This is a genomic window from Mameliella sp. AT18, from assembly GCF_028807275.1.
GTDB lineage: Bacteria > Pseudomonadota > Alphaproteobacteria > Rhodobacterales > Rhodobacteraceae > Antarctobacter > Antarctobacter albus.
The window spans coordinates 36,166-51,964 of the sequence record NZ_JARAMO010000077.1 but is presented as its reverse complement, the minus strand read 5'-3'; the positions used below and the strand labels follow the sequence as shown (position 1 = coordinate 51,964).

General features: G+C 65.6%; 14 protein-coding genes. 8 read left to right on the top strand and 6 right to left on the bottom strand.

Annotated features, from left to right (window positions below; all coding sequences use genetic code 11):
* Positions 1–7: 7 nt before the first annotated feature.
* Positions 8–1,231 carry a CaiB/BaiF CoA transferase family protein gene (locus PVW46_RS10370; protein WP_069208626.1) on the bottom strand — a complete coding sequence of 408 codons (1,224 nt, stop codon included), beginning with the start codon at positions 1,229–1,231 and terminating at the stop codon, positions 8–10.
* Between the two features lie 132 nt (positions 1,232–1,363).
* Here PVW46_RS10370 and PVW46_RS10365 point away from each other — a divergent pair, with 132 nt between their 5' ends.
* Both PVW46_RS10365 and PVW46_RS10360 read left to right on the top strand, forming a co-directional pair.
* Positions 1,364–1,825, top strand: coding sequence for a MaoC family dehydratase (locus PVW46_RS10365; protein WP_069208627.1), 462 nt, complete (start codon positions 1,364–1,366; stop codon positions 1,823–1,825).
* Positions 1,826–1,965: 140 nt separating this feature from the next.
* Complete coding sequence (locus PVW46_RS10360; RefSeq protein WP_069208628.1) at positions 1,966–4,110, top strand: DEAD/DEAH box helicase; 2,145 nt, start codon at positions 1,966–1,968, stop codon at positions 4,108–4,110.
* 4 nt (positions 4,111–4,114) lie between these two features.
* Here the strand turns inward: PVW46_RS10360 and PVW46_RS10355 are convergent, their stop codons facing one another.
* Together PVW46_RS10355 and PVW46_RS10350 are read right to left on the bottom strand one after the other, a co-directional pair.
* Entirely contained in the window at positions 4,115–4,948 is an 834-nt protein-coding gene (locus tag PVW46_RS10355) for a GNAT family N-acetyltransferase (RefSeq protein WP_069208629.1), read from the bottom strand.
* The gene (locus PVW46_RS10350) at positions 4,945–5,631 is read right to left on the bottom strand and encodes a GntR family transcriptional regulator (RefSeq protein ID WP_069208630.1); all 687 of its coding nucleotides are present in this window, start codon (positions 5,629–5,631) and stop codon (positions 4,945–4,947) included. The genes PVW46_RS10355 and PVW46_RS10350 overlap by 4 nt, the downstream gene beginning before the upstream one ends.
* Positions 5,632–5,880: 249 nt before the next feature.
* Between PVW46_RS10350 and PVW46_RS10345 the strand changes: the two genes are divergently transcribed.
* From PVW46_RS10345 to PVW46_RS10320, 6 genes are all read left to right on the top strand, one after another.
* Positions 5,881–6,855: an ABC transporter ATP-binding protein gene (locus tag PVW46_RS10345; protein ID WP_043144832.1), complete on the top strand. Its 975-nt coding sequence runs from the start codon at positions 5,881–5,883 to the stop codon at positions 6,853–6,855.
* An 81-nt stretch (positions 6,856–6,936) separates the two neighbouring features.
* On the top strand, positions 6,937–8,208 hold the full coding sequence (locus tag PVW46_RS10340) for an ABC transporter substrate-binding protein (RefSeq protein WP_043144833.1): 1,272 nt from the start codon (positions 6,937–6,939) through the stop codon (positions 8,206–8,208).
* A 116-nt stretch (positions 8,209–8,324) separates the two neighbouring features.
* Positions 8,325–9,191 (top strand): ABC transporter permease, encoded by an 867-nt coding sequence (locus tag PVW46_RS10335; protein WP_069208631.1) that lies wholly within the window; start codon positions 8,325–8,327, stop codon positions 9,189–9,191.
* 4 nt (positions 9,192–9,195) lie between these two features.
* Positions 9,196–10,032 (top strand): ABC transporter permease, encoded by an 837-nt coding sequence (locus PVW46_RS10330; protein ID WP_069208632.1) that lies wholly within the window; start codon positions 9,196–9,198, stop codon positions 10,030–10,032.
* Positions 10,029–10,691 carry an aspartate/glutamate racemase family protein gene (locus PVW46_RS10325; RefSeq protein WP_069208633.1) on the top strand — a complete coding sequence of 221 codons (663 nt, stop codon included), beginning with the start codon at positions 10,029–10,031 and terminating at the stop codon, positions 10,689–10,691. Before PVW46_RS10330 ends, PVW46_RS10325 begins: the two co-directional genes overlap by 4 nt.
* A gap of 141 nt (positions 10,692–10,832) precedes the next feature.
* Positions 10,833–12,608 carry an SLC13 family permease gene (locus PVW46_RS10320; protein ID WP_043144837.1) on the top strand — a complete coding sequence of 592 codons (1,776 nt, stop codon included), beginning with the start codon at positions 10,833–10,835 and terminating at the stop codon, positions 12,606–12,608.
* A 13-nt stretch (positions 12,609–12,621) separates the two neighbouring features.
* Here the strand turns inward: PVW46_RS10320 and tcuB are convergent, their stop codons facing one another.
* Genes tcuB through PVW46_RS10305 form a run of 3 tightly spaced genes read right to left on the bottom strand, consistent with a single transcriptional unit; the run spans position 12,622 to position 15,762 of the window.
* Positions 12,622–13,713, bottom strand: coding sequence for a tricarballylate utilization 4Fe-4S protein TcuB (tcuB, locus tag PVW46_RS10315; protein WP_069208634.1), 1,092 nt, complete (start codon positions 13,711–13,713; stop codon positions 12,622–12,624).
* A complete protein-coding gene (tcuA, locus tag PVW46_RS10310; RefSeq protein WP_069208635.1) occupies positions 13,703–15,097 on the bottom strand; it encodes an FAD-dependent tricarballylate dehydrogenase TcuA in 1,395 nt (464 codons plus the stop codon). The genes tcuB and tcuA overlap by 11 nt, the downstream gene beginning before the upstream one ends.
* Positions 15,094–15,762 (bottom strand): GntR family transcriptional regulator, encoded by a 669-nt coding sequence (locus tag PVW46_RS10305; RefSeq protein WP_274575853.1) that lies wholly within the window; start codon positions 15,760–15,762, stop codon positions 15,094–15,096. The genes tcuA and PVW46_RS10305 overlap by 4 nt, the downstream gene beginning before the upstream one ends.
* Positions 15,763–15,799 lie beyond the last annotated feature (37 nt).

Below are 15,799 nucleotides of genomic sequence, written 5' to 3'. Positions count from 1 at the left end.
GTCTCCTTCATTTCACGATGCCCGCGGCCCGCAGGCCCGCGATCTGGTCCGCGTCCAGCCCCAGCCCTGTCAGAACCGCGTCGGTATGTTCGGCAAAGCGCGGCGGCGGCATGTCGGTGCCCGCGTCCAGCCCCGAGAATTTCACCGGGTTGGACACATAGCGGACGAGGCCCGCGCTGCCGTGCTGCATTTCCTGCAGAAGGCCGCGCTCTTGCACCTGCTCCATGCGAAAGACGTCGTCGAAACTGTTGAGCGGCCCGGCGGGAATGCCGATGGCCTCAAGCTCGGCATAGCAGGCGTCGGCTTGTTTCGTGGCCAGCTTGGCGGCGATCTGGGGGATCAGCGTGTCGGCGTTCTGCACCCGGGCAAGGTTGGTGGCATAGCGGTCGTCCTGCGCCAGCTCGGGCAGGCCCAGGTAGTCGGCGAACCGGGAAAACTGTGCGTCGTTGCCGATGGCGATCATGATCGGGCGGTCGGCACAGTCGAAGGCCTGCCAGGGGCAGGTGATCTGCGAGGCAGTGCCGTTGCGCCTGGGCAGGCGGCCCGAGGACAGGTAGTTCATCGCCATGTGCGAGGCGGCGTGGATCTGCGTGTCCAGCAGGGCGATGTCGATGAACTGTCCCTCGCCGGACACCGCGTCGCGGTGGTTCAGCGCCGCCAGAATGGCGGAGACCGCGTATTGCCCGGCGGTGATGTCCGAGATCGAGTAGCCCACCAGCGCGGGACCCGCGCCCGGCTGTCCGTCGGGGATGCCGGTCATGCTGAGCAGCCCGCTCATCGCCTGGAAGATCGGGTCGTAGCCGGGCAGGTGCTTCATCGGGCCGGTCTGGCCGAAGCCGGTAATCGAACAATAGACCAGCCGGGGGTTCAGCTTGGCCACTTCCTGGTAGTCCAGCCCGAAACGCGCCAGCGTGCCGGTCTTGAAGTTCTCGATCAGCACGTCTGCCTCGGCGACCAGGCGGCGCGCGATGTCCTGCCCCTCGGGTTTCGACAAGTCCAGCGCGAGCGAACGTTTGCCCCGGTTCATCGCCAGGAAAGATGAGGTCTCTCCGGTGGGTTCGCCATCGGCCCCAAGGTGCGGCACGCCCATGCGGCGTACGTCATCGCCGCCTTTCACATGTTCGACCTTCACGACATCTGCGCCGAAATCGGCCAGCATCTGCGCGGTCCACGGTCCCGCGAAGACCCGACTGAAATCCAGCACCTTCAGGTGATTCAAAGCCCCGGGCATCCTGTCCCTCCAAAACACGTCAAGTTGCGCCGTATCTTCAAGAGAACCGCCCGCTTGTGCAAGCCAAAAATTATATTTATGATTTAATGATTCATTTGCGGACCGGCAGGTCTGCCAGCCGGGAGGAAAGAGATGCTGATCCTGCAGACCCCTATGGATTTCACCGATCATCAGGGCGCCAGCCTGGGCGCCACGGACTGGGTGGAAATCACGCAGGACAAGATCGACGCTTTCGCCGAGCTGACCGGCGACGACCACTGGATTCACGTCGACACCGAACGCGCCGCCTCCGAGCAGCCGGACGGGCGTACCATCGCGCACGGGCTGTACCTGCTGGCGTTGGCGCCGCGACTGCAACGGCAGTTGTTCCGCATCGAGCGGCGCGGCGCCGGGTTGAACTATGGTTATGAAAAGGTGCGCTTTACCGCGCCGGTGCCCTGTGGCGCCTTCGTCCGGCTGCGACAGGAGGTGATTGCGGCGGAACCGCGAGACGGTGGCATCCGTGTCGAACTGAAGTCCACCTTCGAGATACAGGGCCAGGACCGGCCCGCGCTGGTCGCGCATGGTATCCTGCTGATCGCCGGGGCGGGGTGAACGCGGCGTTTCGGCCAACATATTGCGCGATTAGAGGTATACAGCCGGCCCGCAAGGGTATAATGGGCTAGGCTTGCCTTTGCCGGTCGGCACGGGCCGACCGCGCATCTGCGCCCCAAATGTCCAGACTGATTTCAAACATGATCCAGGCCCTCGCCGATGCGCTGTCCGAGCGCGGCTACGAAACTTTGACCGCCGTCCAGGAGGCCGTCACCAATCCCGACCTCGAGGACAAGGACCTGCTGGTCTCGGCCCAGACCGGATCGGGCAAGACGGTGGGCTTTGGCCTTGCCATCGCACCGACCCTGTTGGGCGAGGCAGAGTCAATGGAACCGGCAGCGGAACCCCTGGCCCTGATCGTCGCCCCCACGCGCGAACTGGCGTTGCAGGTGATGCGCGAGCTGGGTTGGCTCTATGCCAAGGCGGGCGCGCGGGTGACGACCTGTATCGGTGGCATGGACATGCGTGACGAACGCCGTGCGCTGGAGCGGGGGGCACATATCGTCGTCGGCACGCCCGGGCGCCTGCGCGACCACATCCAGCGCGGTTCGCTGGACCTGGGCAGCCTGCGCGCCATCGTGCTGGACGAGGCGGACGAGATGCTGGACCTCGGGTTCCGCGAGGACCTGGAATTCATGCTGGGCGAGGCGCCCGAGGACAAGCGCACGCTGCTGTTTTCGGCCACCGTGCCGCCGATGATCGCCAAGCTGGCCCAGCAATACCAACGTGACGCGGTCCGCGTGACCACGCTCACCGGCGAGCGGCAGCACGCCGACATCGCCTACCAGGCGTTGCGCGTGGCCCAACAGGACGCGGAAAACGCCATCATCAACCTGCTGCGCTTTCACGATGCGCAGAATGCCATCGTCTTTGCCAATACCCGTGCGATGGTGAACCGCCTGACCGCGCGACTGACGAACCGGGGCTTTTCCGTCGTGGCCCTGTCGGGCGAGTTGAGCCAGAACGAACGTACCCACGCGCTGCAGGCGATGCGCGACGGGCGCGCGAAGGTCTGCGTGGCGACCGACGTGGCGGCGCGCGGCATCGACCTGCCTGGGCTGGAACTGGTGATTCACGCCGAACTGCCCTCGAACGCCGAAGGGTTGCTGCACCGTTCCGGACGCACGGGCCGGGCTGGGCGCAAGGGGATTTCCGCCCTGATCGTGCCGCCCAAGGTGACCAAGAAGGCCGAGCGCCTGCTGAAATTCGCCAAGATTGAGGCCGACTGGATCCTGCCGCCCTCTGCCGACGACATCCTGCGCAAGGACGAGGAACGCCTTCTGGCCGATCCCGTCTGGGAGGCAGAGACCACGCCCGAGCAGGAGGCCTTCGCCGCCCGTCTGCTTGATCTCTACGGACCGGAAACGATCGCCGCCGCCTACCTGGCGCTGCATCGTGCGCGCCTGTCCGCCCCCGAGGACCTGGCGGACCCCGACGCCCGCCCCGAGCGCAAGGAGCGCAAGCCTTTCGGTCCCAGCACGTGGTTCGCGCTGTCTGTCGGGCGGGGCGACCGGGCAGAACCGCGCTGGCTGTTGCCGCTCTTGTGCCGCGTGGGGAACCTGGACAAGGACGCCATCGGTGCGATCCGGATTCAGCAATCGGAAAGCTATGTCGAACTGGCCGAGGCCAGCGTTCCGGGGTTCCTCTCCGCGATTGGCGAAGGGGCGGAGCTGCAAGAGGGCGTGACGGTCCGCAAACTGGACAGCGCGCCGGAATTCACCTCTGCGCCGCGCAAGCCTGCCCCGGCCGGACGCAAACCTGACCGCCCGCAGGGCCACAAGAACCCGGCCCGGTCGGATGATCGTCCGAAGGGCAAACCGCGCCCGGAGCCGAAGGCCGAGGCGTCCGCTGCCCCGGCTGCCGAGGCGCCCGCATCTACGGCGCCCGAGGCTCCGGTCGCGCGCAAGCCGAAACGGCCCGACGGTGAGGCCCACAAGGAGCGGCGGCCGGGCAAGCCCGCCGCCGGCAAGGAAGGCCCCGGCAAGCCCAAGGGAAAATACACGGGAAAACCGGACGGCAGGCCCGCGGGTAAACCCGGCGGCAAGCCCGGGGGCAAGCCCTTCGGCAAACCGGGTGGGGCGGGCCCGAAAGGACGTGGCGCCAAACCCGACGGCGGTCCGCGCAAGCCCGCGGCGCCCAAGGCGCAGGCCTCTGACACGTCCAAGCGGTTCACGCCTCCGGGAGCGGCTGGCAAACCGGGCAGGCCGCGCGCCGGCGGTGCGGGGAAAGGCCCGGGCAAACCCCGCAAGGGGGCAGGCGGCAACGAGCCGCCCCGGCGCGGCTGAGCCTCTAGCCCAGTTCCATCGTTGCGATGGCCTGCAATGCCGGACCGGGCGAGGGAGCCGGGCCACGGTACATGCGGGCTGTGGCAAAGCTTTCCTCGAAGCCCATGCCTTGCAGGTTTTGACCCAGGCCGCCGGGAACATCGGGCGTGTCGATGATGACGTCTCTGCACTCTAGCGCCGAGGCGGCCTGCCGGGCCAGGGTCAGTGCCTCGTCGACGGTCGCGGCCATGATCGGGCCGATCTTGCAGCCGTCCCGGCAAAGGCGGGCGGTGGCAAAGCCGGTGATCCCCTGCGGCCCCCGCAGCAAGACCGTTTTTCGGCTGTCTGACTGTGTTGTCCATTCTGCAAGGAAAGCGGGCCGGTCATAGCCGTTGGCCGCCCTGTCCAATCGCGTAATGGCATCCAGATCGGCCGCGCCGGCAAGACTCGCGGCAGTATCGCAGCGGTCCAACGTGCCTTCGAACCGCCGGGTGCGCCCGGCCAGCACGAAACCGGACTTTGCATAGTTTGCTTCTTGCGCGGGCACGCCGTCCAGCCCCACTGTGCGCGCCCCGGCGTGGGTCAGCGCCCGTGTCCACAGCGCATAGCCGATTCCCCGTCCACGATATTCCGGCAGGCAGAGGTAAAGCCCAAGAAACGCCATCTGCGGCGAATGGTTCACGACGGAAATCGCGGCAACGGTTTTTCCGTCCACCTCTGCCACGAAGAACCCCTCGGGGTCCGCCGCCTGAAAGGCCTGCGCATCCGCCAGCCCGGGGTTCCAGCCCTCGTCGGCGGCCCAATCCAGCATGAGCTCGATCTCTTCCAGCGTCGCGGTTCGGCAATTCGGCTGTGTCATCTTTTCAGGGCCTCGCGCAGGGAGGTGGGCGGTTGCGTGACGTTGCGCAGGTCCAGCGAGGCCACGAGATCCAGAAGGTGGCTTTTCATCAGTTGTTCAGCCAGGTCGCCGTCCCGGTTGGCAAAGGCGTCCAGCAGGGCGTGATGCGCCTGCGTTTCGCACAGTGCCGCCCTCCGCCGCCAATAGAGCGCGATGATGAGCGATGAGCGCGAAATCAGTTCCGAGATGAAGCCTTGGACGGTGGTCTGATCCGCGATGCGCGCGATCTCGACGTGGAATTGCCCCGACAGGAACAGGGCGCGGCCATTCTCTCCGGCGTCGAGCGCCTCGTGCTCGCTGGCGATATTGCTGCGCAAAAGCGCCAGGTCCTCGTCCGTCATCCGCTCTGCCGCCGAATGCGCGGTGCGGGGTTCCAGTAGCGCGCGCGCCTCAAATACCTCGCGCGCATCGCGCACGGTTGGTTGCGCGACAAAGGCGCCCCGGTTGCGCTTCAGTTCGATCAGTCGGCGGTGCGACAGCGCCAGCAGGGCGGCGCGGACGATGGTGCGGCTGATGCCATAGGCCTCGGCCAGCTCATCCTCACCCAGCTTGGTGCCCGGGGGCAGCCTGTGTTCGTGAATCGCGTGTTCGAGGTCCGCGGCTACGGTGTCGCTGGTCCAATGCTTCGTTTCAAACTTGTTCATGTCACTCTGTGCCAACGACCACCTCTGCGTTCCGTTATTCCGATTCGGCGGCCTGGGGACAAGCAGGCGCTGGGACGCAGCCTTGCACGCATGATTGTATACGAAATTGCGTTCATTTTTGCGCACAGAGATGCCGCGAATGCTCAATTTTTGCCCGATCCGTGTTTCGCGGGGGTCGGGAGGCTGAAAACGCTCCCCCATCCCGGCAAGAGCGCAACAAGGTTTCCCTGACAGGCAAACGGGGGCGTCATGCGCACAGGATATGATCTGGAACTGGTTCACTTGACCAAACGCTATGGCGAAACTGTCGCCGTGCGTGATCTGAACCACGTCTTCGCCCCGGGCAGCTATGTCTGTCTTCTGGGACCGTCGGGGTGTGGGAAATCCTCGACCCTGCGGATGATCGCCGGGCACGAAGAGGTCAGCGACGGGTCGATCCTGCTGGACGGTCATGACGTGGCGCCACTGGCGCCCGCGCAGCGGGGCACCGCGATGATGTTCCAGAACTATGCGCTGTTTCCGCATCTGTCGGTGCGCGACAACGTGGCTTTTTCCCTGCGCATGAAGGGCATTGACCGGTCCGCCCGGCACAAGCGGGCGGACGAATTGCTGGCCCTCGTGGACATGACCCATCTGGCCGACCGCTTGCCGGCGCAGCTGTCCGGTGGACAACAGCAGCGTGTGGCGCTGGCGCGCGCGCTGGTGACGGAACCCAAGGTGCTGTTGCTGGATGAACCGCTGTCGGCGCTGGACCCGTTCCTGCGCATCAGGATGCGGACAGAGCTGAAAAAGCTGCAGCGCGAGCTGGGGATCACCTTCATCCACGTCACCCACGGTCAGGACGAGGCGCTGGCGCTGGCCGACGAGATCGTGGTGATGAACGACGCGGTGATCGAACAGGCAGGCCCCGCGCGTGAGGTCTGGGCAAAGCCACGTACGGAATTCGTGGCCCGGTTCATCGGCGGTCACAACGTCATCACGCTGCCCCAGGGCAAGGTCACGGTGCGCGCCGATGCGGTACAACTGGCAGACGAGGGCATGGCCGCCACGGTCATGGCGATCGAGTACCAGGGCGCCTCTGTCGCCGTGTCCACGACCACGGAAGGCGGTGACGAGGTGTTGGCGCTCTTGCCCGAGGACCAGTTCTTTGCTGCCCCCAAGAATCCCGGCGATGCCGTCCGGCTCAGCTGGGACGAGGCGCGGCTGCATCGCCTGACCGCCTGAAAACCGCGGTCCGGCAAGCGCCGTTTTCGAGATCAAGCATCAACCACCAAGACAAGACGACTGAACAGAGAGGACAAGACTATGGCTAAACCCAAGGTTGGATATACCCGCCGTTCGCTGCTGAAGGCAGGCGGCGCGGCCGTCGCGGCGACAACCCTGCCCGCGCCGATGCTCTGGGCACAGGACACGAAGGACATCGTGCTGCGCCAGTTCGGCACCGGCGTGTCGAACCTCAACGACGTGGCCAAGAAGGTGAAAGAGGACCTGGGCTTCACGCTGGAAATGACGGCGCTCGATTCCGACAGCGTCACCCAGCGCGCGGCCACCCAGCCCGACAGCTTTGACATTGCCGACATCGAATACTGGATCTGCAAGAAGGTCTGGCCGACCGGCAACCTGCAGGCGATGGATACCTCGAAGATCGCCAACTACGACAAGATCGTGGGCATCTTCCGTTCGGGCAAGCTGACACCCGACAGCGAGATCGCGCAGGGCACCGCACCGCATACAGTGGGCTTTGTCGACGGCCCCGGCGGCACCAGCTTTGCCGACGAGGAAACCGGCTGGATGACCCTGATCCCCACGATCTACAACGCCGACACGCTGGGCATCCGCCCCGACCTGATCGGACGCCCCATCGAAAGCTGGACCGAGCTGCTGAACCCCGAGTTCAAGGGCAAGGCCTCGATCCTCGACATTTCCTCGATCGGCATCATGGACATGGCGATGGTCTGCGAGGCGATGGGCGAGATCCAGTACGGCGACAAGGGCAACATGACCCGAGACGAGATCGACAAGACGATGGCGATCTTCACCGAGGCCAAGCGGAACGGCCAGTTCCGCGCCTTCTGGAAGACCTTCGACGAAAGCGTGAACCTGATGGCCTCGGGAGAGGTCGTGATCCAGTCGATGTGGTCGCCCGCGATCACCGCGGTCAAGTCGCGCGGCATCCCCTGCGTCTACCAACCCCTGAAAGAGGGCTATCGCAGCTGGGGCGGCGGTATCGGCCTGTCGTCCTCGCTGTCGGGCATGGAGCTGGACGCCGCCTATGACTACATCAACTGGTATCTCTCCGGCTGGGTCGGCGGCTACCTGATGCGACAGGGCTACTACTCGGCCGTGCCCGAGACCTCCAAGGACTTCATGACCGAAAACGAGTGGGGCTACTGGTTCGAGGGCAAGGAAGCCACCGACGTCATCACCTCGCCCACCGGCGACAAGCTGGCCGAGGCCGGAGAGGTCCGCGACGGCGGCTCCTTCTACGACCGCATGGGCAGCGTGGCCTGCTGGAACGCCGTCATGGACGAAAACCAGTACATGGTCCGCAAGTGGAACGAATTCATCGCGGCATAACGCGGTGAATGGCCGGGTCCGTTATCCCCCCGGTCCCCTTCAGATCCCCGGGCCGTACGCGGTCCGGGGGTCATCCTGACCAATTCCCGATCCGGGCAGACCCCTGCGGAGGCCAGATGGCTGCGACCCCTCTCAAGAACCGGCATGTCCTGGGCTGGCTGATGGCCTTGCCCCTGTCCGTCGTGCTGTTGGCCTTTCTGATCGCGCCCATCGTGATGATCGCCGTCGTCAGCTTTTGGGGCGCGACGGAATTCTCGATCTACCCGGCGTTCCAGTTCGACAACTATGAATTCCTGTTCGGATCGCCCGTGACCTACAAGGTCTTCGGCGCGACGCTGAAATACGCGCTGATCACCTGGGCGCTGACCTTGGCCATCGGCTTTACCGTGGCCTATTTCCTGGCCTTCCATGTCCGCAGCCTGACCATGCAGATCGCGCTGTTCCTGGTCTGCACAATCCCCTTCTGGACCTCGAACATCATCCGCATGATTTCCTGGATCCCCTTCCTGGGGCGGAACGGGATCGCCAACCAGACGCTGATTTCCTGGGGCGTGATCGACGAGCCGCTGGAATGGCTGCTCTATTCCGACTTCTCGGTCATTCTGGCCTTTGTTCACCTCTATACGCTGTTCATGGTGGTGCCGATCTTCAACACCATGATGCGCATCGACAAATCCCTGCTGGAGGCGGCGCGCGACAATGGGGCCAGCGGCTTTCAGACGCTGGTGCACGTGATCCTGCCGCTGACCAAGCCGGGCATCATGATCGGAACCATCTTTGTCGTCACGCTGGTGATGGGCGATTTCATCACCGTGCGTTTCATGTCCGGCTCGCAGCGCGCCAACGTCGGGCGGCTTATCTCGAACGACATCGCGCTGCTGCAATACCCTTCGGCGGCGGCGACAGCGGTGGTTCTTCTGTGCACGGTCCTGATCGTGATCGCGATCCTGCTGCGCTTCGTCAACATCCGCAAGGAGCTGTGATCCAATGGAAAAACGTCCCCGCAGCTTTTACGTGCTCGCCGCCTTCTTCGGCCTGTTCGTGCTGTTCCTCTACGGGCCGATCCTGACCATCGGTGTCCTCAGCTTCCAGGGTCCGAGGGGCGGCCTGACCTTCCCGATGAACGGGGTCTCGACCCACTGGTTCCGCGACCTGTTCCAGGAACAGGCGGTGGGTGACATCTGGGGTGCCTTCCGGCGCAGTTTCGGCCTCGGGCTTATGGTCATGGTGACGACGGTGGTCGTCTCGGTCATGGCCGGTCTGGCCTTCCGCAAGCGCTTTGTCGGCTCCGCCCTGGTGTTCTACGCGGCCATCACTTCGCTCGTGATCCCGTCGATCCTGATTTCGCTGGGCGTCGGGCTGATCTTCAACCAGCTGGGGCTGAAGGTGCACTGGGCCACCAGCGGTTTCGGGTCACAACTGACATGGACGCTGCCCTTTGGCCTGCTGATCATGTTCGCCGTCTTCAACCGCTTCGACCAGAGCTATGAAGAGGCGGCGCGCGACCAGGGGGCAAGCGCATGGCAGACGATCCGCTTTGTCGTGCTGCCGATCATCGCGCCCTCGCTGATCGGGGTGGCGCTCTTCGGATTTACGCTGAGCTACGACGAATTTGCGCGCACGCTGCTGACGGCGGGCAGCTACAACACGCTGCCGTTGGAGATCTTCGGCATGACGACCAACGTCACGACCCCGGTGATCTATGCGCTGGGCACGCTGACCACGGTATTCTCCTTTGCCATCATCGGGCTGTTCCTGCTGACCGTCTGGGTCATGGGCAAGCGCCGCGCGCGGCTGGGATCGGACGCGGGCAAGGGCGTATGAAGATCGCCTACATCAATCCCAATGCCACCGCTGCCATGACGGATGGCATCGTCGAGGCGGCGCGGCTCGCCCTGCCCGGGGCAGAGATTTTTGGCATGACCAACAGCGACGGGCCTGCCGCCATCGAAGGCCCCGAGGACGGCGCAACCGCCGTTCCGGGCCTTCTGGCCCGGCTGGGGCCGGCGCGGGATCAAGGCGCGGATGCCATCGTGATCGCCTGTTTCGACGACACGGGACTGGCAGAGGCGCAGGCACAGGCCGGCTGCCCGGTGCTGGGGATCGGACAGGCCTCCTATGTCATGGCACAGTTGCTGGGGTTGCGGTTTTCAGTCGTCACCTCCTTGCCGGTCTCGATCCCCGTGATCGACGAGAACATCGACACATCGGGCTTTCGCGGTCTTTGTGCCTCTGTCCGGGCCAGCGGCCTGCCGGTGCTGACCATCGAGAAGGGCGCGCCCGAGACCGTGGCCCGCATCGCGGCCGAGATAGAGGCCGCGCGGGCGGAGGACGGGGCCGCCTGTGCCATCCTGGGCTGCGCTGGCATGGCGCCGTTGACCCCTGAACTGGCGCAACGGACCACGATCCCGTTGATCGACGGGGTGGCCGCCTCGGCCCTGCTGGCGCAGGCGGCGGCGGGGTTTCTCCGCAGAGGCGGGTAGCCGGCAGGCGCCTGCCGGCGGTCCGGCACGGGTGGAATTGTGCCCGGATGGTGAGGCGGGTAGGCTGGCGCGGAACGACCGTGGCAGGTGCCGGGACGGGCCTGCCCGTCGCGGTGCCCGACAAAGCCGGAGGCCCCGCAGATGCCCGAAGACCAGACACTCATCATAGGCCTTTTCGCGGTGATCTTCGTGCTTCTGGTCTGGGGGCGTGTGCGCTACGACCTCGTGGCCTTCGGCGCGCTGACCCTGGGCGCCATCCTTGGGCTGGTGCCCTCTGACGATGTGTTCTCGGGCTTCGGCCATTCTGCGGTGGCCATCATCGCGCTGGTCTTGATCGTCAGCCGGGGGTTGTCCTCGTCGGGGGCGGTGGAACTGATCGCCAGCCGCGTGATCGACCCGGAACGCCCCTTGCCGCTGCATATCGCCATCATCGGCAGCGCGGGCGCGGTGCTGTCAGCGGTCATCAACAACGTGGCGGCGCTGGCGCTCTTGATGCCGCTGGACGTCGAGGCCGCGGAAAAGGCCAAGCGCGCAGCGGGGCAAAGCCTGATGCCGCTGTCCTTTGCGACCATCCTGGGCGGCATGGTCACGCTGATCGGGACACCGCCGAACATCGTTATCTCCGAGTATCGGCAGGACGTCCTAGGCCAGTCCTTCTCGATGTTCGATTTCGCGCCGGTGGGGCTGACGGTGGCAATCGCGGGCATCGTCTTTGTCGCGCTCATCGGGTGGCGGCTCCTGCCGTCGCGCACCTCGATCGCCGAACAGGGGCAGGCCTTTCGCAAGGGGCGCTATGTCGCCGAACTCAAGGTCGCCGAGTCTGCCGGTGAAAAGGACATCACGGTCCTGTCCCTGTACCCCACCGCCGAGGATACGGACATTCACATCCTGGGCCTGATCCGCCACGGCAAGCGCCGCCCCGGGCTGGCCAGCCGCGAAACCCTTCAGCCCGGCGATTTCCTGGTGGTCGAGGGCGAGCCCAAGTCCATCGAGGCCTTCATGGGCAAGGCATCGCTGGAGTTCGCAGGCTCCGAACAGCACGAGGGCGGGGTGCTTGCGCCGGGTCTGGCCCTGCGCGAGGCCATCGTGCCCGACGATGCGCGCATCAATGGCCACACGGCCCGCAGCCTCGGCCTGCTGCATCGGCACGCGGTCACACTGCTGGGTGTCTCGCGCGAGGGGCGGCGTTTTCAGGATCGTGTCCGTCTGTTGCGGGTCAGGGCGGGGGACGTGCTGCTGTTGCTGGGCACGCCCCGCAACGTCGAAAGCAGCATGGAATGGCTGGGCGTCCTGCCCATCGAAGGCCGCCACACCGAGGTGATCCAGCGCCGCAAGGCCGGCCTGTCGATTGCGGTTTTCGTGGGGGCCGTCGGGCTGGCCGTGGCCGGCCTGTTGCCGCTGGCCGTGTCGCTGGCAGCGGCGGTCATCGCCTTCCTCCTGCTGGGCCTTGTCACCGGGCGCGAGGTCTACAATTCGATCGAATGGAAGGTGATCGTGCTGCTGGCCAGCCTCATCCCGCTGGCCGAAGCCTTCGAAAGGACCGGAGGCGCGGAATTGCTGGCCGGTCAGATCCTGGTCCTGACGGCGGACAGCGCGCCCTGGGTCAGCCTTGCGGTTCTGATGCTGGTCACGATGACCATGTCCGATTTCCTGAACAATGTCGCGACGACACTGATCGCCGCGCCCATCGGCCTGTCGATTGCCAGAACGCTGGACGCCAACCCGGACACCTTCCTGATGGCGGTCGCGGTTGCGGCCTCCTGCGCCTTTCTCACGCCCATCGGGCACAAGAACAACACCATCATACTTGGCCCCGGCGGCTATCGGTTTTCCGACTACTGGCGCATGGGCCTGCCGCTGGAGGTTCTGGTGATTGCGGTGTCGATCCCGGCCCTGTTGCTGTTCTGGCCGATCTGAGGGGCAGGCCCCCTCAGGCCTGCCGTTGCTGCGCGTCGCGGACAAGGGCCGCGAACCGGTAGAACGCATGCGCCATCTTCGAATAGGGCGTGGTCAGGAACAATGTCAGCACCGCGCCCAGGTGCAGGGCCAGCAAGGCGGGCACCGCGCCGGTGCCGCTGACCGCATAGAGGATCAGCCCGGTCAGGCCGGTCAGTCCCAGCAGCAGCACAAAGGCCATCTCGCCGCCCCAGGCCCTCTGCGCCCCAAGCTGCGGATCGGCCTTCAGCTTCAGCCCCGCCAGACCGAAGGCGCCCAGCGTCAGGAGCAGCCCACCCGGGACGCCCAGCAGCTTTGGCAGGCTGAGCAGGCCATAAGGTGCCTCGAGCCCCAGCAGATAATGCATTAGCGTGCCCGAAGAGGTGGAGGCGAAACACAGCAGGAAGCCCCAGAAGGTCGCCTGGTGGGCATGGCGCCGGGCCTGGCTGTAGCGGTCGCCCTTTTCAAAGTTGCAGCCCTGTCCCTGGCCGCCGTCGAGGTTCTTCAACTGTCCGGCGCGCAGAGCGGCGCGGCGCAGATGCACCCAGCGGACGGGCGCCCCGCCAACGTCCCGCCAGTAGCTGCGCAGGCCCATCGCCAACACGACCAGCGGAAAGAGGAAGGCGGGCAGAAAGATCGCCACCATGACCGTGTGGGACAGCACCGCGTAGAACCCTTCGCCGTTTGCCGGGGTCAGCATGGCCTGTGCCAGGAACAGCAGCGCGATCCCCGCAACCAGCGCGGTCGACAGCGCGACCCCGCGCCTTTGGAACAATGCCCCAAGCCCGCCGGGCCAGCCGTAGCGATCCCAGCTGTCGACCCGCACATCGGCCAGCGCCTGCGGCAGGTTCAGCGCGAATTCATGCGGTTCGGTGTATTGGCACGAGTAGTAGCAACCTCGGCAATTGTGGCAGAGGTTCGCGATCTGCACGATGTCCCCGTCGCCAAAAACCCGTTCTGCGAACATTGCCGGGAAGGCATCGCAGAACCCTTCGCAATAGCGGCAGGCGTTGCAGATCTCGACCTGGCGGCGGGCCTCTGCGATCGTGTCGGTCGAGGGGGATTGCGTGGCGGCGTCAAACGACATGGGCGGCGGCCTCCTGTCCTGCGATACGTCCGAAGACGGTTCCGATGGTCATGCCGAACCCGGCAAGATAGCCCTGTCCCAGGATCGAACCGGCCATCATCTCTCCGGCGGCCCAGATGTTGGCATAGCGCCCATCCGGCCCGCTGACGCGGGCGGTTTCGTCCACCTTCAGGCCCAGGTAGGTGAAGGTCACGCCGGGGCGCAGGGAATAGCCGTAGAAGGGCGGCTCGGCGATGGGGCGGGCCCAGTTCGTCTTGGGCGGCTCCACCCCTTCTGTCGCCAGCCCGTCCAGTTCCTGGGGCGAAAATGCCCCCTCGCCGCAGGCGGCGTTGAAGGCCTCGACCGTCTGGGTCAGCTTGTCGGCAGACAGGCCCAGCTTGTCGGCCAGTCCGGCGATGGTATCGGCCTTTTCCGGCGGAAAGACCGAGGGCATGAACAGTTCGACAGAGCGCGAGTCGATGATCGAGTAGGCCACCTGGTCGGGCTGCGCGGCCACCAGCCGGCCCCAAATCGCGTAACGTTTCGGCCAGACGTCCTCACCCTCGTCATAGAACCTGTCGCCGTCGCGGTTGACGACGATGGAAAAAGGCACACAGTCCAGCCGGGTGACGATCCCGCCGTCGTATTTCGGCGCCCGCCCGTCGATGGCCACGGCGTGACATTGCGTCGGATCGCCAACGCTTTCGGCGCCCTGGTCCAGCATATCGGCCAGCACGACACCGCGATTGTAGCGCGTGCCCCGGATCAGGAAGTTGCGCGCCGAAGGGCCCCATGCCCGCGCCAGCCAGTCGATGTCCGACTGGAACCCGCCCGACGCCAGCACCAGCGCCCGGCCCGGGATCCGCAGGCTCTCGCCGTCCAGCGTGACGTCCAGCGCCTCGAATTGCCCGTCCGCGATATGCACATGGGTCACCTGGGCCTCGTATCGGACGGTCACGCCCAGATCCTCCAGCGTGTTGTAGTAGGCATTCACCAACGCCTTGCCGCCGCCCAGGAAAAAGGCGTTGGTCCGGCTCAGCGACAGGGTGCCCGACAGGGAGGGCTGAAAGCGCACGCCGTGGCGTTCCATCCAGGGCAGGCAATCCTCGGACTGCCGGATCGCGAGGCGGGCCAGCCCTTCGTCCGTCTCTCCCTTGGTGACGCGGATGAGGTCGTCGAAATACTCGTCTTCGCCGTAGCTGTCGGTCAGGACAGACAAGGGACCGCGATGCATGCAGCGAAAGTTGCGGGTGTGGCGAGAGTTGCCGCCGCGATAATCCTTTGGTGCACCTTCCAGGACCAGCACGCGCGCGCCGGCCTCGGCGGCCTCGATCGCGGCGCAAAGCGCGGCATTGCCGCCGCCTGCCACGATCACGTCCCAGCCGGCTTTTTCGATCCCGCTCATTCCGTCACCTCCCGTCGGTATTGCCGCAGGCGGACCTGCAGCGCCGCCTCGATGTGATCCCGCATCAGCCGCTCGGCCCCGTCCTCGTCCCGCGCGCGCAAGGCCTGCAGGATCGCCTCGTGTTCGGCCACGGCCTTTTCGAACCGGGTGTCCTCGGCCAGGGTTGAACGACCGAGGATCAGCAGGGTCTTCTGCACCGCCTCGACCGCGCGGATCAGGAACCGGTTGCGGGCGGCATTCAGGACAACGCGGTGAAACTGGGCGTTGGCCTCGTAGGCGGCGCCGATCTGCTCGGCGTCGCGCATCTCTTCGTTGATGGTGGCCAGTTCTGCCATCTCGACCTCCGAGACGGAGCGCGCGGCAAAGCGCGCCGCCGTACCTTCAAGGACCGCGCGCATGGCGTAAAGCTCTGTGATCTCCGCGTAATCCAGCTGGCGCACCACCAGTCCGCTGCGCGGGACATGTGTCACCAGGCCGTCGGCCTCCAGCCTGTGCACGGCTTCCCGGACCGGGGTCCGAGAGACCCCGTATTTCGCCGCCAGCTCGGTTTCGATCAGCCTGTCGCCCGGACGGATCGAGCCCTTGCGGATTTCGGCCACGATCCGGCTGTAGGGGTCGGCGGCCTGCCTGGCCTTGTTGTCCGTATGCTCCATGTGCCTGTCCATGATCATGATGTGTTCACATGTATACGCTTGTATCCAC